Origin of the sequence: Stutzerimonas kunmingensis (genome assembly GCF_002929225.1) — a bacterium.
GTDB lineage: Bacteria > Pseudomonadota > Gammaproteobacteria > Pseudomonadales > Pseudomonadaceae > Stutzerimonas.
Genome location: NZ_PISM01000020.1, coordinates 100,419 through 126,613, shown reverse-complemented (window position 1 = coordinate 126,613; position 26,195 = coordinate 100,419). Strand labels below are relative to the sequence as shown.

The window sequence follows — 26,195 nt, the reverse complement described above, 5'->3', positions numbered from 1 at the left end:
GCTACCCGACCCGGACGCCCCTCACCGAACCAGCAAGGCGCCGACGATGGAGTCACCGCAACACAGCACGACGCCGATGCCATCCACCGTCCAGCCGCGCGAGCTGTCACGCCTGGCGGCGTTACTGCGCTACGAAATCCTCGACACCCCCGAAGACAGTGCATTCGATGACTTCACCGCGCTGGCCGCGCAGATGTGCGATACGCCCATCGCGCTGATCTCGCTGGTCGACGATCATCGTCAGTGGTTCAAGAGCCGCGTCGGCCTCGACGTCAGCGAGACTCCGCGGGAAATCTCCTTCTGCACCTACACCATCGCCGGCGAGGAGATCTTCGAGGTACCGGATACGCTGCAGGACCCGCGTTTTAGCAATAACCCACTGGTGCTCGGCGATCCGCATATCCGCTTCTATGCCGGCACGCCGCTGACCTCGCCGGATGGCTACAACCTCGGCACCCTGTGCGTGATCGACCGCCAGCCACGCCGCCTCAGCCCGGAGCAGCGCGAGACCCTGGAGCGCCTCGGGCGCCAGGTGATCCGCCTGTTCGAGCAGCATCTGCTGGCGCACCGCCACGCCGAGCAGGCGGCGTTGCAACAGGCGATCCTCGACAGCGCCTCCAGCGCCGTGCTGGTGACCCGCCCCGACGGCGTAGTGACCAGCGTCAACCCGACCGCCGAACGCCTGCTGGGCTACAGCGAACAGGCGCTGGTCGGCCATCCGCTGACCGCCGCGCTGTTCCGTCCGGAGGCGCTACAGCGCCGGGCGCTGCTGCTTTCCAGCGAACTGCAGGTGCCGCTCGAGGCCGATTTCTCGGTGCTGACCGCGCCGCTGCACCGCGGGCGGCGCGACATGTCCGAATGGCGCCTGCGCCACCAGAACGGCAACGAGGTGCCGGTGCTGCTGGGCGTGACCGCGATCCATGACGAGCAGGAGCACCTGCGCGGCTACCTGGTCAACGCCTACGACCTGGCCTATCAGGAGCAGTTGCAACTGCGCCTGCAGCAGATCGCCGCGCAGGTCCCGGGCATGCTCTTCCAGTTCCATTGGCGCGCCGATGGACCGGCGTGCTTTCCCTATGTCAGTGAAGGGGTCGAGCAGATCTACGGGCTCAGCCCGGCGCAGCTGGCCAGCAGCTTTGCGCCGATCGTCGGCCGGGTCCACGGCCCCGACCGCAGCGCCCTGTTGCTCAGCATCCGCCAGGCGGCTCGTGAACTCACGCCCTGGCACAGCGAGCACCGTGTCGAGCACCCGCACAAGGGGCTGATCTGGGTCGAGGCGCGGGCAACCCCGCTGCAGCAGGTCGACGGCTCGGTGCTCTGGCACGGCTTCGTTACCGATATCACCGCGCGCAAGGCCGAGCAGCTGGAGCTGGACAAGCAGCAGGAAATGAACCGGCGCCTGCTCGAGGCGCTGAGCGAAGCGGTGATCGCCTGCGACGCCGAGGGCAATCTGACCCTCTTCAATGAGAAGGCCAAACAGTGGCATGGCGCCGATGTCGCCCCGTTATCGCCGAGCGAATGGGCCAGCCACTACCGGCTGTACCGCGCCGATGGCGTCACCCCGCTGGAACCCGAAGAGATTCCCCTGCGCCGCGCCCTCAATGGCGAGCACGTCATCGATCACGAGATGGTGCTGCTGAGCAATGGCGCACCGCGGCACGTACTGTCCAACGCCGACCCGCTGTACACCTCCGATGGCCAGCGCATGGGCGCGGTCGTCGTGCTGCACGACATCACCGAGCGCAAGCGCATCGAGCGTCTGCAGCGTGAATTCATCTCCACCGTCAGCCATGAGCTGCGCACACCACTGACCTCCATCACCGGCGCCTTGGCGCTGATCTGCTCGAACGTCATGGGCGAAGTACCCGAGTCGATGCACGAGCTGCTGGAGATCGCCCAGCAGAACAGCCAGCGCCTGAGCGCGCTGATCGACGACCTGCTGGACATGGACAAGCTGCACGCCGGCAAGATGCGCTTCGACATGCTCGAACAACCGCTGCAGCCGCAGCTGGAGCTGGCCCTGCGCAGCAACGGCAGCTACGCCGAACGGCATGGCGTGCAGCTGCACCTCGGCGCCTGCCCGGCAGTGAGCGTGACGGTCGATGCCATGCGCCTGCAGCAGGTATTGAGCAACCTGCTGTCCAATGCAGCGAAGTTTTCCCCTGCCGGAGAACGGGTCGATCTGTCGGCCCGGGTCAGTGACGGCCGGGTACGGGTCAGCGTCCGAGACCAGGGCCCGGGAATTTCCGATGAATTTCGTGCGCGGGTATTCCAGAAGTTCGCCCAGGCAGACTCGTCCGACAGCCGCCAGCAAGGCGGAACCGGGCTGGGCCTGGCGATCAGCAAGGAGCTGATCGAGCACATGGGCGGGCAGATCGGCTTCGAATCCGAGCCCGGCCAGGGCGCCTGCTTCTGGTTCGAACTACCCGCACAAGACCAGGCCAAGGAGAGCCCGTGATGAAACAGCTCAAGCGCATCCTGCACGTCGAAGACGTACCGTCCATCCAGGTAGTGACGCGCATTGCTCTGGAAAAGCTCGGCGGCTTCGAAGTGCTCAGCTGTCAGTCCGGCCAAGCCGCGCTCGACCAGGTGCAGGCCTTCGCTCCGGACCTGATCCTGCTCGATGTGATGCTCCCGCAGATGGACGGCATCGAGCTGGTTCGCCAACTGGCCGATCTGGTCGACCTGCAGCAGACGCCGGTGGTGTTTCTCACCGGCCATCTGCAGCCCGAACGGCTGCAGGAGTTGCGTCAGCTCGGCGTGCGCCAGGTGCTGGGCAAGCCCTTCGACCCGCTGCAACTTGCCACCCAGTTGCGGCAGATCTGGGAGGCCGAGCATGGATGATCGCACCCGCCTGGTGCTGCAGGAGCAGCTGGCGCAGCTGGAACAGCAGTTCGGCGAGCGCCTGCAGGCCGACCTGACCGACCTCGCCGCGCTCGCCCAGGACCTGCAGCAGACCCGTGCCACCGCCAGCCGTCGGCTGGTGATGCTGAGCATCCGCGAGCGCCTGCATCGGCTGGCCGGTGCCGCCGGCACCTTCGGCTTCGCCAAGCTCGGGGAGCGCGCCAGGCAGCTGGAGCAGCGCGCCGATCGCTGGCTGGATTCGGCCAAGCCCGGCAGCCGCGCGGCCGAAGCCTTCGCCCGCGCGGTGCTGCAGTTGGCCAGCGAAACCCCCGGCCAGGAACGCGACGGCGCGGCGGAACTGCCCGAGCACCACGAGGAGCCTGCACCCGGCTGTCGCATCTACCTGATGAAGGCCGATCCGGTCGCGGGCGCCAGCATGGCGGTGACCCTGCGCAACTTCGGTTATCTGGTCAGCCAGTGGCCCAACTTCGCCGCATTGCAAGAGGCCGTGGCCGATGAACTGCCCGACGCGCTGATCGTCAGCGTGGAACAAGAAGGCGATTTCGAGGCGCTGACCGCTCTGCAGCAAGGCCTCGAGCAACCACTACCGCTGCTGGTCATCCACGACCATGCCGATTTCACCAGCCAGTTGGCCGCGGTACGCGCCGGTGCGCAGGGCTTCTTCGTCCGTCCGCTGGATATCACCCAGCTGGAGAACAGCCTGGAGCGCTGCCGCGATCGCCAGCAGGGCGAACCCTTCCGTGTGCTGATCGTCGATGACGACGCCGAGCTGGCGGCACGCTACAGCCTGGTGCTGCGCAACGCGCAGATGCAGGTGCAGATCCTCACCGAGCCGACCCGCGTACTGGAGACCATGCGCAGCTTCAACCCCGAGGTACTGCTGCTGGACGTCAACATGCCGGACTGCTCGGGGCCAGAGCTGGCGCAGATGATCCGCCTGCATGACGAATGGCTGCGGGTGACGATCATCTACCTTTCCGCCGAGACCGATACCCACCGGCAGATGGCCGCACTGCTCAAGGCCGGCGACGATTTCATCACAAAACCGATCAGCGATACCGCGCTGGTCGCCGCGGTGTATTCCCACGCCCAGCGTGCGCGCTCGCTGAGTACGGCGCTGGCCCGCGACAGCCTGACCGGCCTGCTCAAGCACGCCGATATCAAGGAACAGCTGGCGTTGGAAGTGCAGCGCACCACCCGCACCGGCAAACCCGCCAGCGTGGTGATGCTCGACCTCGATCATTTCAAGCAGATCAACGATACCTACGGGCACGCCGCCGGCGACAACGTGATCCGCGCCCTGGCCAACCTGCTGCGCCAGCGTCTGCGGCGTATCGACAGCCTCGGCCGCTACGGTGGCGAGGAGTTCGTCGCCGTGTTGCCCGAATGCTCGGCCCTGCAGGCCCGACGCATTTTCGACGAAATCCGCGTGCGCTTCGCCGCGCTGAGCTTCAATGCCGGCGACCAGGAATTCCGCGTGACCTTCAGTGCCGGCATCTGCGAGACCGACGGCCACAGCGCCTCCGGCCTGCTGCTCGAGCATGCCGACCAGGCGCTGTACGTGGCCAAGCACAATGGCCGCAACCAGGTGCAGATCGCCCAGCGCTGAGTACCGGCACCTTCGGCGGCGAACGGCTGTGGCCCGAGCAGGTCTGACTATACTCAGTTCATCCCGGTGATCACGCTGTAGCGAGGCAACCGGGGGATTCTGTGCAGTCATCCCCGTCGGAAGGAGTCCGGTTTGCCCGCAAGACTCGCGGTCGGTTGGCATTCAATCGCATTTCTCGCTGCGTTCCTGTTGCTCGCCGCGCTTGGCTGGCAAGGCAAGCGCACGCAGGAAGCGCTGTTGCAGACCAATCGCTCGGTCAGCCACAGCCTGGAAATCATCACCTCGGTCCAGGCGATCTTTTCTTCGTTACAGGACATCGAAACCGGTTCGCGCGGTTTCATCCTCACCGGCGACCCCACCTATCTCGAACCCTACGAACGTGGCCTCAGACAGCTTGAAGGCAACCGACGCAGCCTGCAGCGCCAGGTCGAAGGACGTGATTATCCCGACCGACGCTGGTTCCGGACCCTCGATGCGACCATCGCCGACCGCCTCGAAGTAGCCGCCGGCAACATGCAGACCCGCCGCGAGGCCGGGCTGCAGGCTGCCGTGGAGCGTCTGCGCGAGGCCGGCGGGCACCTGCTGATGGACCGCCTGCGCGCACTGCTCAACGCCGTCGAGCAGCACGAGCGCAGCCACCTGGCCGCCGCCAGCGCAGCCGTGGCACGCACCACCGAGCGCGCGCAGCAACTGGCACTGATCGGCACGCTGGTGGTGATCGGGCTGTTTCTGGCGGCCTTCTGGGCCTTGCAGCGGAATCTGCAGATTCGCCAGCAGCTCGCCCGCAGCGCCCAAGCCGGCGAGGCACGCCTCGGGGCGCTGCTGCAGGCCATCCCGGACCACCTCTACGCGGTCGATGAGCGGCAGCAGGTGTCGAGCATTTCGCGAGGCACCCCGCGCCGCGCACCGCCGCCGGAAGCGATCGAACCCTTGCTCATCGAGCTGCTCAATCAGACCGACGAGGGCGCACTGCGCCAGAAGACCTGGTGCGAGCTGCAGACCCAGCGCACCTTCGAGGTTCGTCTGACGCCCACCGGGCTGGGCGATCATCTGGCCATCGCGCGCGACGTCAGCGAACTGCAGCGCAACCGCGACAGCCTGCATGACCAGCAGGTCTTTCTCCGCCGCGTGGTCGACACCGACGAGAACCTGATCTTCGTTCGCGACGCCCAGGGTCGTTTCCTGCTCTGCAATTCGGCGCTCGCGGCCCTGCTGGACGTGCGCCCGCAGGACATCGAGCAGCGCCGCCCCGACGAGGTGCCGTCTGCCGTGCGGCTGCAACCGCTGCTGCTGGGTGACGAAGAGCTGGCCGAACTGGCGGGAGGCAGCGGCGATCTGCGCAGCACCGAGGTCGCGCTGACCGATGCCCATGGCGCGGAGCACTGGTTCCAGGTGGTCAAGCGCCCGCTGCGGATCTCGACACGTACCTGTCATGTGGTCACGGTGGCGGTGGACATCTCCCTGCGCCGACGCATGGATGAAAACGGAATTCATCTCGACGGTCAGCCACGAACTGCGCACGCCGCTGACCGCCATCCGCGGCGCCCTCGGTATGCTGATCGGAGGCATTGCCGGACATATCGGCGACGACGCCCGCCCGCTGCTGGATATCGCTCACAAGAACAGCGAACGCCTGGTGCGCCTGATCAACGACATCCTCGACATCGAAAAACTCGAAGCCGGACGCCTGGCCTTCAACTTCGGCCATCATGACGTGCGCGCGCTGGTGCAGCAGGCGCTGTCGGATATCCAGCCGTACGCCCGCGACTACGACGTCAATCTCAGGCTGGTGGGCGCCGATGAGTCGCTGTCGAGCGAAGCGATGGTCGACCCCGACCGCTTCGCCCAGGTGATGGCCAACCTGCTGTCCAACGCGATCAAGCATTCCCCCGCCGGCGGCAGCGTGACGGTCGATCTACGTCACCATGACAACGTGCTGGAACTCGGCGTACAGGATCAGGGGCCGGGGATTCCCGAGGCTTTCCGTGGGCGCATCTTCGAGCGCTTCGCCCAGGCCGATTCCTCCGACGCCCGCCAGCGCGGCGGCACCGGGCTGGGACTGGCGATCACCCGCTCGCTGGTGCAGCAGATGCACGGACAGATCGGTTTCGACTCCCAGGAAGGTCACGGCTCGCGCTTCTGGCTGCAGCTGCCGCTGGAGGTGCGATCCGCGGCGCCGCTGCAGCGCCCCACTACGCCGCCAGCCAGAGCAACCCAGCCTGACAATGCTGCGTTGATCCTCATCCTCGAGCCGGACACCCATGCGGCCGAGCAGCTGGCCGCGGCGCTGCAGCAGCATGGCTACGCGACCTTGATCAGCGGCACCGCAGCCGAGGCACGCCGGCTGTTGCAGCAGTTCGACATCGAGGCACTGACCCTCAGCCCGGCGCTGGATGACGAAAACAGCGCGGCCTTCCTGCAGAGCCTGCGCAGCCAGCACAACTACCGCAACCTGCCGGTGCTGATCGTCAGCCTGCAGCCGCAGCGCCGCGATGATGACGACGGCACGCTGCGCGGCGGCGCGGTAGGCGTGATCGACTGGCTGCACAAACCGATCGACCCCTCGCGGGTCATGGACGTGATCCGCGCCTGTCTGCAGCTCGGCGGGCACAAACCGCGCATCCTGCACGTCGAGGATGACGACGACCTGCGGGTGCTGCTGGCCAGGCAGATCGCCGCGCTCGATGTCGATCTTTCCGGCGCCGCGACGCTGCACGACGCGCGCGAGCTGATCGCGGCACAAACCTTCGACCTGGCGATCATCGACCTGATGCTGCCGGACGGCCAGGGCACCGAGCTGTTCGACCAGCTGGCGCAGAGCGTCCCACCGCCGCCGGTGATCATCTTTTCCGCGCTCGACACCCCGATTCAGGACGACCGCCTGGCGCTGCGCCAACTGGTGAAATCCCGTCACGACGGCGATGAGCTGGCCAGGCTGATCCAGCACCTGCTGCAACACTGGCCGCCGGGGCACACACACGAAAACGACGAGGCTCACCCATGAGCGAATCCGCCAGCAAACGCATTCTCATGGTGGAAGACGAAGAGGACATCGCCTTTCTCATCCGCTACATGCTCGAACGTCACGGCTTCGTGGTCGACCACGCCGCCGATGGGCGGCAGGCACTGGAGTACTTCGCCCAGAGCGAGCCGCCGGACCTGACGCTGATGGACATCATGCTGCCCTACCATGATGGCCTGGAACTCATCGAACGGCTGCGGGCGCAGCCCGGCTGGGACAGCGTGCCGGTGCTGATGCTGACGGCCAAGGCCCGTGAAGTGGACATCGTCCGAGCGCTGGAACTCGGCGCCGACGACTACGTGACCAAGCCGTTCCAGCCGGAAGAACTGCTGGCGCGCATCCGCCGTCTGCTGAGGGGCCGCCGATGAAGCGAGCGGCCATGCTGCTTGCCCTGGCGCTGCCTTGCGGTGCGGCGCTGGCGGACGTCGCTACCGCCGAGCGGCAGGTCCAGGCGCAACAACTGGACGCGGCCGAAGCCACACTTCGGGCGCATCTGGCCGGGCAGCCGGACGACACCGCGGCGCAGTTCCTGCTAGCCCGCGTATTGAGCTGGCAAGGCCGCCCTGAACAGGCGCTGCCGATCTATCGCCGCCTGCTGCAGCAACAGCCGGACAACGCCGACTATCTGCTCGGCGAGGGCCAGGCGCTACTCTGGGCTGGTCATCCGCAACGGGCGCTGGAATCGCTCGAGCGCGCCGCCCAGCTCGCGCCGGACTATGCCGAGGTGCAGCAGGTGATCCAGCAGGCCCGTGCTGCGCTGACCGTGCCCAGCACCGCAGCGGCGCCCGTGCCGGTGGTCGACGCCGCGACCAGGCGACGCCACGAACTGGAAATATCCGCTCGCCAGGACTGGCTCGACAGCGGCTTTGACAACTGGCGCAGCCAGCGCCTGGACTACGCCTCGACGAAACCGGAGAGTCTCGGCTGGTATGGCGCGCTGACACGCGAGCAACGCTTCGGCGAGTGGGACGAAGGCGTCGAAGCCGGCGCCGTCATTGCGCTGGACGAGAACTGGACCCTGCAACCGGAGGTCGGCTACCAGCCGTCGCCCTATTTCCTTCCCGAGTGGCATGCCGATCTGCGCCTGCAGCGGCGGCTACCGGGCGGCTACCTCGGCGCCGTCAGTGTCCGTCGCACCGAATACGAGACGACCCGGGTCGACCGCCTGGCGCTGAGCGCCGAGCGCTACTGGAATGCCTGGCGCGCCGGCTACACCTTGAACGTCACCGACGTCGCCAACGCCGGCACGCCGATCGGCCATGACCTGGCACTGGACTACTACTACCAGGGCCTGAGCTACGCCGGCCTGCGCCTGACCGTCGGCGAGGAAGAAGCGGTGGAGGAACAGCAGCTGATCACCAGCGACGTGCGCGCCATCAGCCTGCAAGGTCGCCACTGGTTCGACAGCCGCTGGGCGCTGAGCTGGGAGATCGGCCATCACCAGCAGGGCAGCTACTACGACCGGCAATGGCTGCAGCTCGGCCTGCGTCATGCTTTCTGAATGGCTGGCGCGCTGTCCGCCCTGGCTGTGCGAAGCACTGGCCAACGCCTGGACGCAGCTCTGGCCGGAAGACCGCATGCTGCAACTGGCGCTGTACTGCGCCCTCGGCCTCGGCACACTGACCGTGCTGGTGTTGCTGCAGGTGCTTCTGCTCGGTGAGGTATCACGCCGGCGCACCGTACGCCGGCAGCAGTTCAACGAACAGTGGCGGCCCTTCTTCGCCCTCTGCAGCTTGAGCGACGAACTCCCGCCCAGCCATGCACCGCTGCCGAGGCGGCGGCAGCTGTGGTTCCTGCTGCAGTGGAACCGCACCCAGCTGCAGCTGCGCGGCGCCGCCCGCGAGCGCATGAACCGCGCCCTGATCGCCCTGGGCATGGACCGCCAGGCCCTGAACCTGCTGCGCGGGCGGGTGCGCAGCAAGCTGATCGGCCTGACCTGCCTGCGCCATCTGGCTGAACCGACACACTGGGACGCAGTACAGTCGCTCTTGCTCAGCCGCAACTCCATCGTCGCCCTCTCCGCCGCCCAGACCCTGGTGGCGATGGACGCCAGCAAAGCCATGGCGCTGATCCTGCCAGCGGCGGTGAATCGCCCCGACTGGGCACTGCCGCGGCTGATCAGTCTCTGCCAGCAGGCTGGCGAACAGGCCGTGACCACGCCGCTGCTGATCGTGCTGTCCTCCTCGGAGGATCCGCGTCGCGAGCGTCTGGTTCCCCTGCTCGTGCAGGGCGATCCCCGCCACGCCGCGCCTTGGGCCCGTGCCCGGCTGGACGAAGGCGCACCGGCGGAATATCTGCAGGTAGCGCTGCGCTGCCTGTGCGAACTCGGCGACCCGCGCGACCGCCACCGCCTGCTACGCGCCCTGCAGCATGAACAGGACACCGTGCGTCTGGCGGCGCTGCAGGCGCTGCACAAACAGGCACGCCGCGAAGACAGCGAACTGTTCCTGCCGCTGCTATCGGACAGCAGCTGGTGGGTGCGCCAGGCGGCGGCCGACAGCCTGGCGGCGGTGCCGGGCGCAACGCTGGAGGGGCTGCAGCATTTGCTTGAACAGGTTCGCGATCGTTACGGCCAGGACGCCCTGCGCCGCGCCATCGCGGAGGTGCGCCGGTGACCGATACCTGGCTGTGGTGGTTGCAGGTCGCATTCATCCTCTATTTCCTGCTGCTCAACGGCATGTACCTGCTGCTCAACGTACTGTCGATGGCGAGCCTGACCAGTTATATCCGTCAACGCGCCGAGATCGGCGAGCTGGCGCCCTACCTGGGCGTGGAGCCTCCGGTGTCGGTGCTGATGCCGGCGTTCAACGAGGAAGCGACCATCCGCACCTCGGTACGCTCGATGCTGCAGCTGCAGTACCCCGAGTTCGAGATCGTGGTGATCAATGACGGTTCGAAGGACAACACCCTCGCCGTGCTGATCGAGGAGTTCGACCTGGTGCCGCACCCCGAACCGCTGCGTCAGGCGGTCGCCCATCAACCGGTGACGGCAATCTATCGCTCACGGCGCTACGCCAATCTGCGGGTGGTGGACAAGGCCAACGGCGGCAAGGCCGATGCGTTGAATGCCGGTATCAATGCCGCGCGCTACGGCCTGTTCTGCGGTGTCGACGCCGACTCGATCCTGCAGCGCGACAGCCTGCTGCGCGTGGTGCAGCCCTTCCTCGAAGACGAACGCACCATCGCCGCCGGCGGCACCGTGCGCATCGCCAACGGCTCGCAGGTGCGGGGCGGCTTTCTTATCCAGGCCGGGTTGCCACGCAACTGGCTGGCGCGCTTCCAGATCGTCGAATACCTGCGTGCGTTTCTCTTCGGCCGTCTCGGCTGGTCGCCGCTCAACGCCGTGCTGATCATCTCCGGCGCCTTTGGCCTGTTCGACCGCGAACGGGTGATGGCGGTCGGCGGCTATCGCACCGATACCGTCGGCGAGGACATGGAGCTGGTGGTGCGGCTGCACCGTTATCACCGCGAGAAGCGCATCCCCTACCGCATCCGCTACCTGCCCGATCCGATCTGCTGGACCGAATGCCCGGAAGACCTCGGCACCCTGGGCCGCCAGCGCAGCCGCTGGCAACGCGGCCTGGCCGAAAGCCTGAGTCGGCATGCCCGGCTAGCCTTCAGCCTGCGTGGCGGCACGCCAGGCTGGCTGGCCTGGCCGTTCATGGCGCTGTTCGAATGGATCGGCCCGCTGATCGAGCTGGTCGGCTACGGCTTCATGCTCGCCGGCTTCGCCTTCGGCGCAGTGTCCTACGCGGCGCTGGCGGCCTTCCTGCTGGTGGCGATCGGCATGGGCATCCTGCTGTCGGTCAACGGCCTGCTGCTGGAAACCATGTCGTTCCGCGTCTACAGCCGTCGGCGCGACATGCTGCAGCTGTTTCTGATGGCCGTGCTGGAGAACTTCGGCTACCGCCAGCTGAACACCGTCTGGCGCTGTCGTGGCCTCTGGCAATGGTTCTCGCGACGCAAGCACCACTGGGGCGCGATGCGCCGCAGCGGGCAGTGGGGGCAAAGCTAGCTGAACGCTCAAAAAACCGTAGGGTGGATCACGCTTCATCGATCCACTGGCTGTGCAACAAGGTGGATGTAAAAAGCGACATCCACCCTACGGATGCCGTCAGAGCTGAATCCAGGTCGCCTTCAGCTCGGTGTACTTGTCGAAGGCGTGCAGCGACTTGTCGCGGCCGTTGCCGGACTGCTTGAAGCCGCCGAACGGCGCGGTCATGTCGCCGCCGTCGTACTGGTTGACCCACACGCTGCCGGCGCGCAGCGCCCGGGCGGTGCGGTGCGCCTTGGACAGGTCGGCGGTCCACACCGCCGCGGCCAGGCCATAGGGGGTGTCGTTGGCGATCGCGATCGCTTCCTCGGCGCTGTCGAAGGTGATCACCGACAGCACCGGACCGAAAATTTCCTCCTGCGCGATCTTCATCGCATTGTCGACGCCATCGAAGATGGTCGGCTCGACATACAGTCCGCCGGTTTCCTCCAGCGTACGCTGACCGCCGATCAGCACCTGCGCCCCGGCCTCACGGCCAGCGTCGATATAGCCGAGCACGGTGTTCAGCTGCTGGGTATCCACCAACGCGCCGACGTTGGTCGCCGGATCCAGCGGATTGCCCGGCTTCCAGCCCTTGAGCGCCTCGACCACCATGGGCAGGAAGCGCTCCCTGATCGAACGCTCCACCAGCAGGCGCGAGCCAGCAGTGCAGACCTCGCCCTGGTTGAAGGCAATGGCGCCGGCCGCAGCTTGCGCTGCGGCCTGCAGGTCTGGCGCGTCGGCAAAGACGATGTTCGGGCTCTTGCCTCCGGCCTCCAGCCAGACGCGCTTCATGTTCGATTCGCCGGCATAGATCATCAGCTGCTTGGCGACCCGCGTGGAACCGGTGAACACCAGGGTATCAACGTCCATGTGCAGCGCCAGCGCCTTGCCGACGGTGTGGCCGTAGCCCGGCAGGACGTTGAGCACGCCGACCGGAATGCCGGCGTCGATTGCCAGCTGGGCAATGCGGATGGCGGTCAGCGGCGACTTCTCGGACGGCTTGAGCACCACCGAATTGCCGGTGGCCAGCGCCGGGCCGAGCTTCCAGCAGGCCATCATCAGCGGGAAATTCCACGGCACGATGGCCGCCACCACGCCGACCGGCTCGCGGGTGACCAGGCCGAGCTGGTCGTGGGGCGTGGCCGCCACTTCGTCGTAGATCTTGTCGATCGCCTCGCCGCTCCAGCGCAGCGCCCGCGCCGCACCGGGAATGTCCACCGCCAGCGAGTCGCCGATCGGCTTGCCCATGTCGAGGGTCTCCAGCAGCGCCAGCTCCTCGCGGTGGTCTTCCAGCAGATCGGCAAAGCGGATCAGCACCGCCTTGCGCTTGGCCGGTGCCAGGCGCGACCAGCTGCCGGCATCGAATGCGGCACGGGCACTGGCCACCGCCCGCTCGGCGTCGGCTTGCTCGCAGCTGGCGACCTGCGCCAGCACCCGCCCGTCCACCGGACTGATGCAGTCGAACTGGCCGCCGTCCACCGCGGCGCAATACTCACCCTGGATAAAGGCGCGACCTTCGATGTGCAGGTCGCGGGCACGCTGTTGCCAGTCGGCGAGGGTCAGGGTGGGCATGGTGCATCCTCTCTAGTCAGGTCTTCGGGCTGTGGAAAAGGCACCCTAAACCAGCGGCGCGGACCCTATCAATATTTTTTACGAACGGCCGGTCTATCGCCTTGTTTTGTTCGTTTTATTAAACATAGACTCGATGAAAACCCTGCGGCTCGCCGTCGCAGCATAGCCGCTCGCCACCCGGAGCCAGCCCCATGTCACAGGATTTCCACCCCGACGCCTCGCCCGATCACTTCTGGATGCCCTTCACCGCCAACCGCCAGTTCAAGGCCACGCCGCGCCTGCTGGAGAGCGCCGAGGGCATGTATTACACGGCGAGCGACGGCCGCCAGGTACTCGACGGCACGGCCGGGCTCTGGTGCTGCAATGCCGGCCATGGCCGGCGCGAGATCAGCGAAGCGGTGAGCAAGCAGATCGCCAAGATGGACTTCGCGCCGACCTTTCAGATGGGCCATCCGCTACCTTTCGAGCTGGCCGAGAAACTCGCCGCCATCAGCCCCGAAGGACTGAACCGGGTGTTCTTCACCAACTCCGGATCGGAGTCGGCGGATACCGCGCTGAAGATCGCCCTCGCCTATCAGCGCGCCATCGGTCAGGGCTCGCGTACGCGGCTGATCGGCCGCGAGCTGGCCTATCACGGCGTCGGTTTCGGCGGCATGTCGGTGGGCGGCATGGCCAACAACCGCCGCGCCTTCGGCCCGATGCTGCCGGGCGTCGATCACCTGCCGCACACCCTCGATCTGCAGCGCAACGCCTTCAGCAAGGGCCTGCCGCAGCATGGCGTGGAGCGCGCCGATGAACTGGAGCGGCTGGTGGTGCTGCATGGCGCGGAGAACATCGCCGCAGTGATCGTCGAGCCGATGTCCGGCTCGGCCGGGGTCATCCTGCCGCCGGTGGGCTATCTGCAGCGTCTGCGCGAGATCACCGCCAAGCACGGCATCCTGCTGATCTTCGATGAGGTCATCACCGGCTTCGGCCGTGTCGGCGAAGCCTTCGCCGCCCAGCGCTGGGGCGTGACGCCGGACATCCTCACCTGCGCCAAGGGCCTGACCAACGGCGCGATTCCCATGGGCGCGGTGCTGGTCGCCGACCACCTGTTCGATGCCTTCATGAAGGGACCGGAAAACGTCATCGAGTTCTTCCACGGCTACACCTACTCCGGGCATCCGGTGGCCTGCGCGGCGGCGTTGGCGACCCAGCAGATCTATCAGCAGGAAAACCTGTTCCAGAAGGCCATCGACCTGGAGCCCTACTGGCAGGAAGCACTGTTCAGCCTCAGGGACCTGCCCAACGTGATCGACATCCGCACGGTCGGGCTGGTCGCGGGTATCCAGTTCGCTGCCCATGTCGATGGCGTCGGCAAGCGCGGTTACGAGGTGTTCCGGGAGTGTTTCGAGAAGGGCCTGCTGGTACGCGCCAGCGGCGACACCATTGCGCTGTCGCCGGCGCTGATCGTCGAGAAGGCCGAGATCGACCAGATGATGGAGTTGCTCGCCGACGGTATTCGCAAGGCCGGCTGACGCAGCGCCCCGAGAGGCGTGGCCCGACCTGACGGATCAGGCCGGGCGCTGGATCAGAGCGATTCCAGGCAGCCGGCCAGGGTGTCGCCGAGGCCTTCCAGCAACTTTTCGTAGCCCTGCGCATCGGTCGCCAGGCCGACACCGAGCACATCCAGCTCCGCCATCTTCACCGGCAAGCCGGCGGTCAGCGTCTCGGCCAGGCGCGGACGCGCCGGTGGTTCGCTGAACACGCAGCTCGGCCCGGCCTGCTGCAACCGCTCGCGCATCGCCGCGACATGCCGGGCGCCGGGTTGCGACTCGCCACCGGCACTGAACACGCCGGCATGGCGCAGGCCGTAGGCCGCCTCGAAGTAGTCGTAGGCCTCGTGGAAAACGAAGAACGGCTTGTTCTGCACCTTGCTGAAGCGCTGCTTGAGGCGGGCGTCGAGCGCCTCGATGCGCTGGGCGAAGGCCGCCGAGTTGGCCTGGTAGCGCTGTGCGTTGGCCGGGTCGGCGGCGGCCAGGTCAGCGGCCATGCGCTCGGCGATGATCAGGGCGTTGGCTGGCAGCAGCCACAGGTGCGCATCGAGCGTGCCCGGCCGATGGTCATGGTCGTGCTCGTCGGCATGGGCGGTCTCGCCATGTGCGGCTTCGTCATGCTCGTGAGCATCATGGTCATGGCCGTCGTGATCGTCGTGATCGTCGTGATCGTCGTGATCGTCGTGATCGTCGTGATCGTCGTGATCGTCGTGATCGTCGTGATCGTGATGTTCAGCCTCGTCGTGCGCGTGCGCATCACCAAAACGACGCAGAGTCAGTTTTGGCACGTCCTGCACCGCTACGGTCGTGCCTTCACGAGCGCTCAGTGCGCGCGGCAGGAAGCTCTCCAGATCCGGGCCGATCCAGTAGAACAGCTGCGCATCGCGGATACGCCGTACGTCGGACGGTCGCAGCGAGTAATGATGCGCCGAAGCGCTGGCCGGCAGCAGAACGTCAGGCTCACCGACGCCATCCTGAACCGCCGCGGCGATCAGCTGCAGCGGCTTGATGCTGGTCAGCACGCGGACTTCGGCGTGGGCGGACGCGGCGCCAGCAACCAGCGCCGCGAGCAAGGGAAGGGAAAAAAGACGATTCACGGGCGTCACTCGTACGGGGGGAATTGGTACATAATAACGTCTCTACCCCAACACGTCGCCGCTCATGTCCAAGACCCCGCTGGCCTGTACGCCCCACGACCATGACCATTGTGTCAGCCACGCGCTGGCCGAAGCCGACAGCCTCTGCGCGCGCCAGGGCGTGCGCCTGACCGCCCTGCGCAAGCGTGTGCTGGAGCTGGTCTGGCAAAGCCACAGGCCGCTCGGCGCCTACGACATCCTCGCCGTACTGAGCGAGCAGGATGGCCGCCGCGCCGCGCCGCCCACCGTCTACCGCGCGCTGGATTTCCTGCTGGAGAACGGCCTGGTGCATCGCATCGCGTCGCTCAACGCCTTCATCGGCTGCAACCATCCGGAGCATCCGCACCAGGGCCAGTTCCTCATCTGCCGGCACTGCCACACCGCCATCGAACTCGAGCAACGCGCCATCGCCGAGGCCATCGACAGCGCCGCCGGCAGCGTCGGCTTCGCCGTCGAGGGGCAGACCGTGGAAGTGGTCGGCCTCTGCTCGAACTGCCGGAAAGCCGCATGAGCGAGGTGCTGCTGCGGCTGGATGACATCCACGTGCGCTTCGCCAACCAGAACGTGCTGGAAGGCGCGCAACTGCAGGTGCATCGCGGCGAGATCGTCACCCTGATCGGCCCCAATGGCGCCGGCAAGACCACGCTGGTACGGGCCGTGCTGGGCTTGCTGAAACCTGATCGCGGCCAAGTCTGGCGCAAGCCGAAGCTGCGTGTCGGCTACATGCCGCAGAAGCTCCACGTGGACCCCACCCTGCCCTTGTCGGTGCTGCGCTTTTTGCGCCTGGTGCCCGGCGTCGACCGTGCCCGTGCGTTGGCGGCGCTGGGCGAAGTCGGTGCCGAACACGTCATCGACAGCCCGCTGCAGAAGATTTCCGGCGGCGAGATGCAGCGTGTGCTGCTCGCCCGCGCCCTGCTGCGCGAACCGGAACTGCTAGTGCTGGATGAACCCGTACAGGGTGTGGACGTGGCTGGCCAGGCCGAGCTGTACCGGTTGATCGGCGTACTGCGCGACCGTTACGGCTGCGGCGTGCTGATGGTTTCCCACGACCTGCATCTGGTGATGAGCGCCACCGACCAGGTGGTCTGCCTCAATCGCCACGTCTGCTGCTCGGGGCATCCGGAGCAGGTCAGCAGCGACCCGGCCTTCGTCGAGCTGTTCGGCCAGGACGCACGCAGCCTGGCGATCTACCACCACCAGCACGATCACAGCCACGACCTGCACGGCAGCGTGGTGACCGGCAAACCCCACGTCCACGGCCCGAACTGCAAGCACTAGACAGAGCCTCCGATGCCCGATTTCCTTCTCAACGCCCTGCTCGCCGGCCTCGCCCTGGCGCTGGTCGCCGGCCCGCTCGGCTCTTTCGTCGTCTGGCGGCGCATGGCCTATTTCGGCGACACCCTGTCCCACGCCGCGCTGTTCGGCGTCGCCCTCGGGCTGATGCTCGACGTCAACCTGACCCTGGCGGTGACCGTCGGCTGCGTGCTGCTCGCGCTCTTGCTGGTCACCCTGCAGCAGCGCCAGCCGCTGGCCTCGGACACGCTGCTCGGCATCCTCGCCCACAGCACGCTGTCGCTGGGCCTGGTGTCGCTGAGCTTCATGGATGACGTGCGCATCGACCTGATGGGCTATCTGTTCGGCGATCTGCTCGCCGTGGGACCGAGCGACCTGGCCTGGATCATCGGCGGCAGCGCCCTGGTGCTGCTGATGCTGATTCCGCTGTGGCGGCCACTCTTGGCGATCACCGTGCACGAGGAGCTGGCCAAGGTCGAAGGGTTGCCGGTGGCCGGTATCCGCCTGGCGCTGATGCTGCTGATCGCCGTGGTGATCGCCGTGGCGATGAAGATCGTCGGCGTGCTGCTGATCACCTCGCTGCTGATCATTCCCGCGGCCGCAGCGCAACGCCATGCGCGCACGCCGGAGCAGATGGCCTTTGGCGCCAGCCTGCTGGGTATCGTCGCGGTGTGCCTGGGTCTGACGCTGTCCTGGTTCGAAGACACCCCCGCCGGGCCCTCCATCGTGGTCAGCGCCGCCGCGCTGTTCCTGCTCAGCTTCGCCTGGCCGAAACGCGCCTGATGACCGATCTCAAGTACCTGCGCGGTTACCCGGAGCCGCTGCTGGCGCAGGTGCGCCAGCTGATCGCCGAGCAGCGCCTGGGCGACTATCTTCAGCGCCGCTACCCCGGCCGCCATCAGGTGCAGAGCGACAAGGCACTGTACGGCTACGTACAGACGCTCAAGCAGGACTACCTGAAAAGCACGCCGCCGATCGACAAGGTGCTCTATGACAATCGCCTCGACCTGACCCATCGCGCGCTGGGTCTGCATACCGCGGTGTCACGGGTGCAGGGCGGCAAGCTCAAGGCGAAAAAGGAGATCCGCGTCGCCGCACTGTTTCGCGAGGCGGCACCGGAATTCCTGCAGATGATCGTGGTGCACGAACTGGCCCATCTGCGTGAGAGCGAGCACAACCGTGCCTTCTACAAGCTGTGCGAACACATGCTGCCCGGCTACGGGCAGATCGAGTTCGATCTGCGCCTGTTCCTGCACTGGCGCGAGCTGGAGGCGCTACCGGGCAAGAACGCCTAGCGCATCAGTGCTGCCAGGCGTCGATCCGAAATGTAGGGCTGCTCAGATCCAACCCAGCCAGCGCCACCAGGTCATCGCGAACAGCAACATGCTCAGATAGCCGATCAGCGTTACCAGCACGCCGACCTTGGCGAATTGCTGCGCGCTGAAGGTCTCGGTGCCCAGGCAAACCATGTTCTGCGGCGCGTTGATCGGCAGGATGAAGCCATAGCTGACGACAAAGCCAAGCAGCATGGTCATCCCCAGCCGGCTGAAATCCCCTGGCAGGCTGAGCAACACCGAGATCAGGATCGGCAGCATCGCCGAGGTCAGCGCCGTGGCACTGGCAAAGCCCAGATGGATCACGATGAGAAAGGCGCCGAGAATGGCGAAGATGCCCAGCGGCCCCACCACGCCAAGCCCGGTGTGAGCGACCACCTGCGCGCCCAGCCACTGTCCGGCCTGAGTCGTGAGCAATACCGTGCCGAGGCTGATCCCGACGCCGAAGACGATCACCGTGCCCCAGGGCACCCGCGCCTGAACCTCCTTCCAGTTCATCACGCCGATGCGCGGCAGCATCAGGATCACCAGTCCCGCGTAGGTGGTGCTGGTGGTGTCGAAGCTGTGCAGCTTGCCCTCGGTGGCCCAGCACAGCAGTAGACCGATGGACACGGCGAGCAGGCGCTTCTGCGCCGACGTCATCGGTCCGAGTTCGGCGAGCGAGCGTGCCACGGCTTCCTTGCCACCGGCTATCCGCTCGGTTTCGGGCGGCAGTAGCTTGAGCACGATGAAAAGCAGGACGAAGGACATCAGCACGGCCCAGGGTGCGCCGGCGACGAGCCAGTCGATCCAGCTGACTCGCTCACCCAGCAGTTTGTCCATGAAGCCCACCAGCAGCAGGTTCTGCGCCGCTGCGGTCTGGATGCCGATGTTCCAGATGCTGGTGCCCTGGGCGACGATGATCATCATGCCCGCGGCAAAGTTGGAACGTTTGTCGATGCCGAACGCGGTGATGATGCCGAGCATGATCGGCACCACGCAGGCGGCGCGTGCCGTGGCGCTGGGCACCACCAGGCTTAGCAGGACGATGACCACCAGCGTGCCGCCGAGAATGTGCCGCGAACTGGTGCCAACCCTGGATAGGGTCATCAAGGCAATGCGCCGGTCGAGCCCGGTCAGGGTCATCGCCGCAGCGATGAACAGGGCTCCGGCTACCAGCGCCAATGCCGGATTGGCGAAGCCGGAAAGCCCCATGCCGATCGCCTTTGAGGTGCCGTAGACGACCTCGGGGTTTTCCAGCGTAGGCGCCGTACCAATGAGGAACGCCAGCAGCGCGGTGATCATGATCGCGCTGACTTCATAGGACACCGCTTCGGTGATCCACACCACCACCGCGAACACCAGGATCGCCAGCACTCGCTGGCCGGCCACGGGCAGGTCGGCAGGCAGTGGCATCAGCAGCACGCCAATGAGCGCCAGTACGGCCACCAACAGACCGATCGGGATGCCAAGCAGACCCTGGCGAAGGGCTACGTTAGGGGTATCGCTCATGGTATGGCTCCATCCGCTGACAGACGCCTTCAGCATGGGCAAGCCAGATCAGCGAGACCATGACCTGTGTCTATTTCGGGCCTTTGCGGCGAGTTAACCAAGTAAAAAAAGCAGAACGCCGGCATGCGCCGGCGTTCTGTGTCGATGGCTCGCAGCCAGGTTCGAGCGGGCTGGTGCTCGCTCGAACCTCGCGCAAACCTCAGGCGGGGATGGCCTCCGCGGCGGCCTCGCGGGCCCAGACGCGATGTTGACCGAGTGCCTGGGCAAAGTTGCCAAACACCCCAGTCACGTCATCGCCTTCCAGCAGACCGGCGTCGGATTGCAGACCGAGCGATGCCAACAGCGGCCGCGCCGCACCGAGCATGACGATAGGTTTCAGGTGCTTGTAGGCCTCCAGCACGTAGTGCTTGGCCTCGCCGGACTTGGCCATGGCCGCCGCCGCATCGGCGCCGCCGGGGACGAAGACCGCATCGAACATCACCGAGGGCATGCCGTCCATCGCGGCGTCGACCGGCAGCATCTTGCCGTCCGCCGTTTTTACCGGCGCCGGTGACGGACCGATGATCTTTGCCAGCGCGCCCTCCGAGGCCAGCTTGGCCTTGAACGCATCGATCGCCGCACCATCGACGCCGTTGGCTACCAGGATAGCCACCTTGCGCGACTTGATGTTGCCCGGTGCATGGTTCATCAGGCTCAACGCCGGCGAATCCTGCGGGGTTGGCGTCTTCGGCGTCACGGTCGGTGCGCTCGGCGCCGGCAGACCCAGGTTTTCGGCGACACGGCGGGCCAGCTCCAGGTCGATATTGGCGAGGATCTCGTTGACCTGGCGTTCGCGGATGAACACCCGCTCCACCTTGCCCAGCTCGAAGGTGTAGGCGCCGATGATGTGCTCCTTCTCCGGCGCGCTCATGCTGTTCCAGAACAGCGTCGCCTGGGAGAAGTGGTCGCCGAAGGATTCGCTGCGGTTGCGGATCTTGTGGCCCTCGACGCGCTCCGGATAGCTCTCGAAGCCGCCACCCTGGGCCGCCGGCGGGGTTTCCTTGGGCCAGCCGCTGTCGATCGAGTTGGGCTCGTAATTGGCGCGGCCCTTGTGGATAGTCTGGCGATGGAAGGCGTCGCGCTGATTGTTGTGGAACGGGCACAGCGGACGGTTGATCGGGATCTCGTGGAAGTTTGGCCCACCGAGACGCAGCAGCTGGGTGTCGGTGTAGGAAAACAGCCGGCCCTGCAGCAGCGGGTCATTGGTGAAGTCGATGCCCGGCACGATGTGGCCAATGTGGAAGGCGGCCTGCTCGGTCTCGGCGAAGAAGTTGTCCGGGTTGCGGTTGAGGGTCATCTTGCCGAGCTTCTGCACCGGCACCAGCTCCTCGGGGATGAGCTTGGTTGGGTCGAGCAGGTCGAAATCGAACTTGTGCTCGTCGGCCTCTTCCACCACCTGCACGCCCAGCTCCCACTCGAAGTAGTCGCCCATCTCGATGGACTCCCACATGTCGCGGCGATTGAAGTCCGGGTCCTTGCCGGCAATCTTCAGCGTCTCGTCCCAGACCAGCGAGAAGGCGCCCGCGACCGGCTTCCAGTGGAACTTGACGAAGCGGCTGACGCCCTCAGCGTTGATCAGGCGGAAGGTGTGCACGCCAAAGCCTTCCATCGCCCGGAAGCTGCGCGGCAGGGCGCGATCGGACATGGTCCAGAGCACCATGTGCGCCGATTCCGGGGTCAGCGAGACGAAGTCCCAGAAGCTGTCGTGAGCCGACTGCGCCTGCGGGATCTCGTTGTGCGGCTCGGGTTTCACCGCATGCACGAAGTCCGGAAACTTGATCGCGTCCTGAATGAAGAACACTGGCATGTTGTTGCCGACCAGATCGAAGTTGCCCTCGTCGGTGTAGAACTTGGTGGCGAAGCCGCGCACGTCGCGCACGGTGTCTGCCGAGCCGCGCGAGCCCTGCACGGTGGAGAAGCGCGTGAAGACCGGGGTTTCCTTGCCTTCGGCGGCGAGGAACGAGGCCTTGGTCAGCCAGCTGTGGTCGGCGTAGCTGACGAACACACCGTGCGCCGCCGAACCACGCGCATGCACGATGCGCTCGGGGATGCGCTCGTGGTCAAAGTGGGTGAGCTTCTCGCGCATGATGAAATCTTCGAGCAGCGAGGGCCCACGATCGCCGGCCTTGAGGGTGTTCTGGTTGTCGGCGATCTTCACGCCCTGATTGGTGCGCAGCGCCTCGCCGGTGGCGTCGCTGCGAAACTCTTCCAGCTGATCGAGCTTGGCGTTGTGATTGGCGCGGTCGACGGTATCGGTGCCGGCGAGCTCGCTCTGTTTGGGGGTCTTGTGCGTCATGATGGGCCTCGGTTAACCGGTTAGCTGAACCGCGAACGATCGGGCCGGGGGCTGGCCAGATGCGTGATCAATTCACGGCGTACCGGTTAGTGACCCCGGCAACGGCTGCAAGGTTGCCGGCTGCGACGATTTGCATTGCCTATGGCAGCGATATATTCAGTCAATCGAATGGGCACATTCGAGCGACCCGACCGGCAAACGGGTAGAATGCCCGGCTTTCGCCGAATATCCCGGCAACGAACGCCGCACCCACAAGGTTCGCCCGTGATCGAATTCCATCAAGTCCACAAAACCTATCGGACCGGCAGCAGAGACGTCCCTGCCCTGCAGCCGACGCAGCTGGAGATCGCCTCCGGTGAAGTCTTCGGCCTGATCGGCCATTCTGGCGCCGGCAAGAGCACGCTGCTGCGTCTGATCAACCGCCTCGAGGAGCCCTCCGGCGGGCGCATCCTGGTCAACGGCGAAGATGTCACCGCGCTCGATGCCGACGGCCTGCGGCGCTTCCGCCAGCGCGTCGGGATGATCTTCCAGCACTTCAACCTGCTGATGTCCAAGACCGTGGCCGACAACGTCGCCATGCCGCTGCGCCTAGCCGGCATTCGCTCGCGCAGCGAGATCGACGCCCGCGTCGCCGCTTTGCTCGACCGCGTTGGCCTCAAGGAGCACGCGCGCAAGTACCCGGCACAGCTCTCCGGCGGGCAGAAACAGCGCGTCGGTATAGCCCGGGCGCTGGCCACCGAGCCGAGCATCCTGCTCTGCGACGAAGCCACCAGCGCCCTCGACCCGCAGACGACCGCATCGGTGCTGCAGCTGCTGGCCGAGATCAACCGCGAGCTGAAGCTGACCATCGTGCTGATCACCCATGAGATGGACGTCATCCGCCGCGTCTGCGACCGCGTCGCGGTGATGGATGCCGGTGCCATCGTCGAACAGGGGCCGGTCACCGAAGTGTTCCTGCATCCCAAGCACCCGACCACCCAGCGCTTCGTGCTGGAAGACGAGGCGATGGATGAAAGCGAGCTGCACGACGATTTCGCTCATGTGCCGGGCCGCATCCTGCGCCTGACCTTCCAGGGCGACTCCACCTACAAGCCGCTGCTGGGCACCGTCGCCCGTGAAACCGGGGTCGACTACAGCATCCTGTCCGGGCGCATCGACCGCATCAAGGACACCCCCTACGGCCAGCTCACGCTGGCGCTGATCGGCGGTGACATGGCAGCGGCAATGGCACAACTGCAGGCCGCTGACGTGCACGTGGAGGTATTGCGCTGATGGAAGCCCTTTTCAGCTCCTTGTTAGGGAATGTCGACTGGTACGAGATCTGGCTGGCGACGCTGGACACCCTGCTGATGCTCGGCGGCTCGCTGCTGTTCACCATCCTGCTTGGCCTGCCGCTGGGCGTGCTGCTATTTCTCTGCGGTCCGCGCCAGCTGTTCGAAAACGCGCCGCTGTATGCCGCGCTGTCATTCGTGGTCAACGTATTGCGCTCGCTGCCGTTCATCATCCTGCTGATCGTGATGATCCCCTTCACCGTGCTGATCACCGGCACCTCGCTGGGCGTGGCCGGTGCCATCCCGCCGCTGGTGGTGGGCGCTGCGCCGTTCTTCGCGCGCCTGGTGGAAACCGCGCTGCGCGAGGTGGACCGCGGCATCATCGAGGCGACCCAGGCGATGGGCGCAACGACGCGGCAGATCATCTTCAGCGCATTGCTGCCGGAAGCGCGTCCGGGCATCATCGCCGCCATTACCGTCACCGCCATCACCCTGGTGTCCTACACCGCAATGGCCGGTGTGGTGGGGGCCGGCGGCCTCGGTGACCTGGCCATCCGCTTCGGCTACCAGCGCTTCCAGACCGACGTGATGGTCGTCACCGTGGTCCTGCTGCTGGTGCTGGTGCAGGTCCTGCAAAGCGTCGGCGACAGACTGGTCACCCATTTTTCGCGTAAATGAACCGCAACCAGGGCGAGCGAACCTTCGCACCCCACCCAATCTACGAAGGAACCGAACGATGAAAAAACTGATTGCCGCCCTGGCCACCGTCGCGGCATTTTCCGCACAGGCCGCCGAAACTCTGACCGTGGCCGCCACCGCCGTGCCGCACGCCGAGCTGCTGGAGTTCGTCAAACCGCAACTGGCCGAGCAGGGCGTCGAGCTGAACGTGAAAGTCTTCACCGACTACGTGCAGCCGAACATCCAGGTTGCCGAAAAGCGTCTGGACGCCAACTTCTTCCAGCACCAGCCGTACCTGGATGAATTCAACAAGGGCAAGGGCACCGATCTGGTCAGCGTCGCCGGTGTGCACATCGAGCCCTTCGGTGCCTACTCGAGCAAGGTCAAGTCGCTGGACGAGCTGCCCAGCGGCGCCACCGTGGTCATCCCCAACGACGCCACCAACGGCGGTCGCGCCCTGCTGCTGCTGGCCAAGGCCGGCGTGATCACGCTGAAGGACGGCGCCGGCATCACCGCCACTCCGAAGGACATCGCCGAGAACCCGAAGAACATCAAGGTGCGTGAGCTGGAAGCGGCGACCCTGCCGCGCGTGCTGACCCAGGTCGACCTGGCGCTGATCAACACCAACTACGCGCTGGAAGCCAAGCTGAACCCGACCCAGGACGCCCTGGTCATCGAAGGCAGCGACTCGCCCTACGTGAACATCCTGGTTGCCCGTCCGGACAACAAGGACAGCGACGCCATGCAGAAGCTGGCCGCCGCGCTGCACAGCGGAGAAGTGCGAAAGTTCATCGAGGAGAAGTACAAGGGTGCCGTGGTTCCGGCCTTCTGACCGTGACCGCGTAGTCCTGAACAAACCCCGCCTCGGCGGGGTTTTTCGTTTGAGGGCTCGGCCATCCGGTTGAAAAGGCTGCACCGTTTTCCACCCTACGAGAACTCATGCCGATGCCTCGTAGGGTGGAACACTCGCGCAGCGATTTTCCACCGTTTCATCACGCCGCCCCGTCAGGGCACCAGCACTGCCGCGCCCTGGAAGCGTCCATGGCGCAGATCGTCCAGCGCCTGGTTGGCCTGTTCCAGCGGATAGGCATGGGTTTCGGTATGAATGCCGACCTGCGCGGCGACCGGGAAGAAGTCCAGGCCGTCCTGACGGGTCAGGTTGGCCACTGAAACCAGCTCGCGTTCCTGCCAGAGGATGTCGTAGGGAAAGCTCGGGATGTCGCTCATGTGGATGCCGGCGCAGACCACCCGGCCGCCCTTGCGCACGGCGCGCAATGCGGCCGGCACCAGCTCGCCGGCCGGTGCGTAGATGATCGCGGCATCCAGCGGTACAGGCGGCGCCTGGCTGGAATCGCCAGCCCAGAGCGCACCCAGTGAACGGGCGAAGTCCTGCGCGGCCACATCGCCCGGGCGGCTGAAGGCATACACGTCCCGCCCCTGCCAGCGCGCCACCTGCATGACGATATGCGCCGCGGCGCCGAAGCCGTAAAGCCCGAGGCGCTTGCCATCACCGGCCTTGACCAGCGAACGCCAGCCGATCAGCCCGGCACAGAGCAGTGGCGCCAGCGCCACGGCGTCGCCCTCCTCGCCGAGGGCAAAGGCGAAGCGCGCGTCGGCTACCACGTATTCGGCATAGCCGCCGGGCCGGGTGTAACCAGTGAACTGCGGCGCGTCGCAGAGGTTTTCCTCGGCGTGCTGGCAATAGCCGCAGGTGCCGCAGGTATGCCCAAGCCAGGGAATGCCGACCCGCTGGCCCAGTTCGAAGCCGCTGACGCCTTCGCCCAGCGCATCGACGCGGCCGACAATCTCGTGACCCGGGATGATCGGCAGCGGCACCTCCGGCAATTCGCCATCCACCACGTGCAGGTCGGTGCGGCACACGCCGCAGGCCAGCACTTTTACCCGCAGCTCACCGGGCCCCGGTTGCGGCTCGGGCAGCTCGCGCAGCTGCAACGGCTGGCCAATCTGTTCCAGCAACATGGCGCGCATCGACGTCCCTCCTTTCGTCTCCGTTCTGC

20 protein-coding genes and 1 pseudogene are annotated in these 26,195 nt (G+C 66.1%); 16 read left to right on the top strand and 5 right to left on the bottom strand.

Going from position 1 to position 26,195, the window contains the following annotated elements; all coding sequences use genetic code 11:
- The first annotated feature begins 46 nt into the window (after positions 1-46).
- From CW305_RS15305 to CW305_RS15270, 8 genes and pseudogenes are all read left to right on the top strand, one after another.
- Entirely contained in the window at positions 47-2,458 is a 2,412-nt protein-coding gene (locus CW305_RS15305) for a PAS domain S-box protein (protein WP_104098300.1), read from the top strand.
- Complete coding sequence (locus CW305_RS15300) at positions 2,458-2,844, top strand: response regulator (RefSeq protein ID WP_014822181.1); 387 nt, start codon at positions 2,458-2,460, stop codon at positions 2,842-2,844. Before CW305_RS15305 ends, CW305_RS15300 begins: the two co-directional genes overlap by 1 nt.
- Complete coding sequence (locus tag CW305_RS15295; RefSeq protein WP_104098299.1) at positions 2,837-4,474, top strand: diguanylate cyclase; 1,638 nt, start codon at positions 2,837-2,839, stop codon at positions 4,472-4,474. Before CW305_RS15300 ends, CW305_RS15295 begins: the two co-directional genes overlap by 8 nt.
- Before the next feature lie 132 nt (positions 4,475-4,606).
- A pseudogene (locus CW305_RS23935) lies at positions 4,607-7,478 on the top strand (CHASE3 domain-containing protein).
- Positions 7,475-7,864, top strand: a complete 390-nt coding sequence (locus CW305_RS15285) for a response regulator transcription factor (protein WP_014822184.1) — start codon at positions 7,475-7,477, stop codon at positions 7,862-7,864. The pseudogene CW305_RS23935 and the gene CW305_RS15285 overlap by 4 nt, the downstream one beginning before the upstream one ends.
- An 11-nt stretch (positions 7,865-7,875) precedes the next feature.
- Positions 7,876-8,997 (top strand): YaiO family outer membrane beta-barrel protein, encoded by a 1,122-nt coding sequence (locus CW305_RS15280; protein ID WP_245891001.1) that lies wholly within the window; start codon positions 7,876-7,878, stop codon positions 8,995-8,997.
- The gene (locus CW305_RS15275) at positions 8,987-10,111 is read left to right on the top strand and encodes a HEAT repeat domain-containing protein (RefSeq protein WP_104098297.1); all 1,125 of its coding nucleotides are present in this window, start codon (positions 8,987-8,989) and stop codon (positions 10,109-10,111) included. Before CW305_RS15280 ends, CW305_RS15275 begins: the two co-directional genes overlap by 11 nt.
- Positions 10,108-11,511: a glycosyltransferase family 2 protein gene (locus tag CW305_RS15270; protein ID WP_101276604.1), complete on the top strand. Its 1,404-nt coding sequence runs from the start codon at positions 10,108-10,110 to the stop codon at positions 11,509-11,511. The genes CW305_RS15275 and CW305_RS15270 overlap by 4 nt, the downstream gene beginning before the upstream one ends.
- A 99-nt stretch (positions 11,512-11,610) precedes the next feature.
- Here the strand turns inward: CW305_RS15270 and CW305_RS15265 are convergent, their stop codons facing one another.
- A complete protein-coding gene (locus CW305_RS15265; RefSeq protein WP_104098296.1) occupies positions 11,611-13,104 on the bottom strand; it encodes an aldehyde dehydrogenase in 1,494 nt (497 codons plus the stop codon).
- Positions 13,105-13,295: 191 nt separating this feature from the next.
- Between CW305_RS15265 and aptA the strand changes: the two genes are divergently transcribed.
- Positions 13,296-14,621 carry an omega-aminotransferase AptA gene (gene aptA, locus CW305_RS15260; RefSeq protein WP_104098295.1) on the top strand — a complete coding sequence of 442 codons (1,326 nt, stop codon included), beginning with the start codon at positions 13,296-13,298 and terminating at the stop codon, positions 14,619-14,621.
- A 53-nt stretch (positions 14,622-14,674) separates the two neighbouring features.
- Here the strand turns inward: aptA and CW305_RS15255 are convergent, their stop codons facing one another.
- Positions 14,675-15,736 carry a zinc ABC transporter substrate-binding protein gene (locus CW305_RS15255; protein ID WP_104098294.1) on the bottom strand — a complete coding sequence of 354 codons (1,062 nt, stop codon included), beginning with the start codon at positions 15,734-15,736 and terminating at the stop codon, positions 14,675-14,677.
- 64 nt (positions 15,737-15,800) lie between these two features.
- Between CW305_RS15255 and zur the strand changes: the two genes are divergently transcribed.
- The 4 genes from zur to CW305_RS15235 are packed head-to-tail and all read left to right on the top strand — an operon-like array spanning position 15,801 to position 18,363.
- Positions 15,801-16,286, top strand: a complete 486-nt coding sequence (zur, locus tag CW305_RS15250) for a zinc uptake transcriptional repressor Zur (protein WP_045666923.1) — start codon at positions 15,801-15,803, stop codon at positions 16,284-16,286.
- Entirely contained in the window at positions 16,283-17,053 is a 771-nt protein-coding gene (gene znuC / locus CW305_RS15245; protein WP_023445753.1) for a zinc ABC transporter ATP-binding protein ZnuC, read from the top strand. Before zur ends, znuC begins: the two co-directional genes overlap by 4 nt.
- Before the next feature lie 12 nt (positions 17,054-17,065).
- A complete protein-coding gene (znuB, locus tag CW305_RS15240) occupies positions 17,066-17,851 on the top strand; it encodes a zinc ABC transporter permease subunit ZnuB (protein WP_023445752.1) in 786 nt (261 codons plus the stop codon).
- Entirely contained in the window at positions 17,851-18,363 is a 513-nt protein-coding gene (locus tag CW305_RS15235) for a M48 family metallopeptidase (protein ID WP_104098293.1), read from the top strand. Before znuB ends, CW305_RS15235 begins: the two co-directional genes overlap by 1 nt.
- Positions 18,364-18,405: 42 nt before the next feature.
- On the opposite strand, the gene CW305_RS15230 is transcribed toward CW305_RS15235, so the two are convergent.
- Both CW305_RS15230 and katE read right to left on the bottom strand, forming a co-directional pair.
- Positions 18,406-19,893, bottom strand: coding sequence for a DASS family sodium-coupled anion symporter (locus CW305_RS15230; protein ID WP_023445750.1), 1,488 nt, complete (start codon positions 19,891-19,893; stop codon positions 18,406-18,408).
- A 199-nt stretch (positions 19,894-20,092) separates the two neighbouring features.
- The gene (gene katE, locus CW305_RS15225; RefSeq protein ID WP_104098292.1) at positions 20,093-22,228 is read right to left on the bottom strand and encodes a catalase HPII; all 2,136 of its coding nucleotides are present in this window, start codon (positions 22,226-22,228) and stop codon (positions 20,093-20,095) included.
- A gap of 264 nt (positions 22,229-22,492) precedes the next feature.
- Here katE and CW305_RS15220 point away from each other — a divergent pair, with 264 nt between their 5' ends.
- From CW305_RS15220 to CW305_RS15210, 3 genes are read left to right on the top strand one after another with little or no spacing between them, the layout of a single operon-like run.
- On the top strand, positions 22,493-23,500 hold the full coding sequence (locus tag CW305_RS15220; protein ID WP_104098291.1) for a methionine ABC transporter ATP-binding protein: 1,008 nt from the start codon (positions 22,493-22,495) through the stop codon (positions 23,498-23,500).
- Positions 23,500-24,177, top strand: coding sequence for a methionine ABC transporter permease (locus CW305_RS15215; protein ID WP_014822197.1), 678 nt, complete (start codon positions 23,500-23,502; stop codon positions 24,175-24,177). Before CW305_RS15220 ends, CW305_RS15215 begins: the two co-directional genes overlap by 1 nt.
- A gap of 58 nt (positions 24,178-24,235) precedes the next feature.
- A complete protein-coding gene (locus CW305_RS15210) occupies positions 24,236-25,009 on the top strand; it encodes a MetQ/NlpA family ABC transporter substrate-binding protein (protein ID WP_104098290.1) in 774 nt (257 codons plus the stop codon).
- Positions 25,010-25,182: 173 nt separating this feature from the next.
- Here the strand turns inward: CW305_RS15210 and CW305_RS15205 are convergent, their stop codons facing one another.
- Complete coding sequence (locus CW305_RS15205) at positions 25,183-26,166, bottom strand: zinc-dependent alcohol dehydrogenase family protein (RefSeq protein WP_104098289.1); 984 nt, start codon at positions 26,164-26,166, stop codon at positions 25,183-25,185.
- Positions 26,167-26,195 lie beyond the last annotated feature (29 nt).

Coding starts and splice junctions, on each gene's coding strand:
- CW305_RS15305 (WP_104098300.1), top strand. CDS start 47: ATGGAGTCACCGCAACACAGCACGACGCCGATGCCATCCACCGTCCAG.
- znuC (WP_023445753.1), top strand. CDS start 16,283: ATGAGCGAGGTGCTGCTGCGGCTGGATGACATCCACGTGCGCTTCGCC.
- CW305_RS15285 (WP_014822184.1), top strand. CDS start 7,475: ATGAGCGAATCCGCCAGCAAACGCATTCTCATGGTGGAAGACGAAGAG.
- zur (WP_045666923.1), top strand. CDS start 15,801: ATGTCCAAGACCCCGCTGGCCTGTACGCCCCACGACCATGACCATTGT.
- CW305_RS15280 (WP_245891001.1), top strand. CDS start 7,876: ATGCTGCTTGCCCTGGCGCTGCCTTGCGGTGCGGCGCTGGCGGACGTC.
- CW305_RS15265 (WP_104098296.1), bottom strand. CDS start 13,104: ATGCCCACCCTGACCCTCGCCGACTGGCAACAGCGTGCCCGCGACCTG.
- CW305_RS15275 (WP_104098297.1), top strand. CDS start 8,987: ATGCTTTCTGAATGGCTGGCGCGCTGTCCGCCCTGGCTGTGCGAAGCA.
- CW305_RS15210 (WP_104098290.1), top strand. CDS start 24,236: ATGAAAAAACTGATTGCCGCCCTGGCCACCGTCGCGGCATTTTCCGCA.
- CW305_RS15205 (WP_104098289.1), bottom strand. CDS start 26,166: ATGCGCGCCATGTTGCTGGAACAGATTGGCCAGCCGTTGCAGCTGCGC.
- CW305_RS15235 (WP_104098293.1), top strand. CDS start 17,851: ATGACCGATCTCAAGTACCTGCGCGGTTACCCGGAGCCGCTGCTGGCG.
- CW305_RS15230 (WP_023445750.1), bottom strand. CDS start 19,893: ATGAGCGATACCCCTAACGTAGCCCTTCGCCAGGGTCTGCTTGGCATC.
- CW305_RS15300 (WP_014822181.1), top strand. CDS start 2,458: ATGAAACAGCTCAAGCGCATCCTGCACGTCGAAGACGTACCGTCCATC.
- CW305_RS15295 (WP_104098299.1), top strand. CDS start 2,837: ATGGATGATCGCACCCGCCTGGTGCTGCAGGAGCAGCTGGCGCAGCTG.
- znuB (WP_023445752.1), top strand. CDS start 17,066: ATGCCCGATTTCCTTCTCAACGCCCTGCTCGCCGGCCTCGCCCTGGCG.
- CW305_RS15215 (WP_014822197.1), top strand. CDS start 23,500: ATGGAAGCCCTTTTCAGCTCCTTGTTAGGGAATGTCGACTGGTACGAG.
- aptA (WP_104098295.1), top strand. CDS start 13,296: ATGTCACAGGATTTCCACCCCGACGCCTCGCCCGATCACTTCTGGATG.
- katE (WP_104098292.1), bottom strand. CDS start 22,228: ATGACGCACAAGACCCCCAAACAGAGCGAGCTCGCCGGCACCGATACC.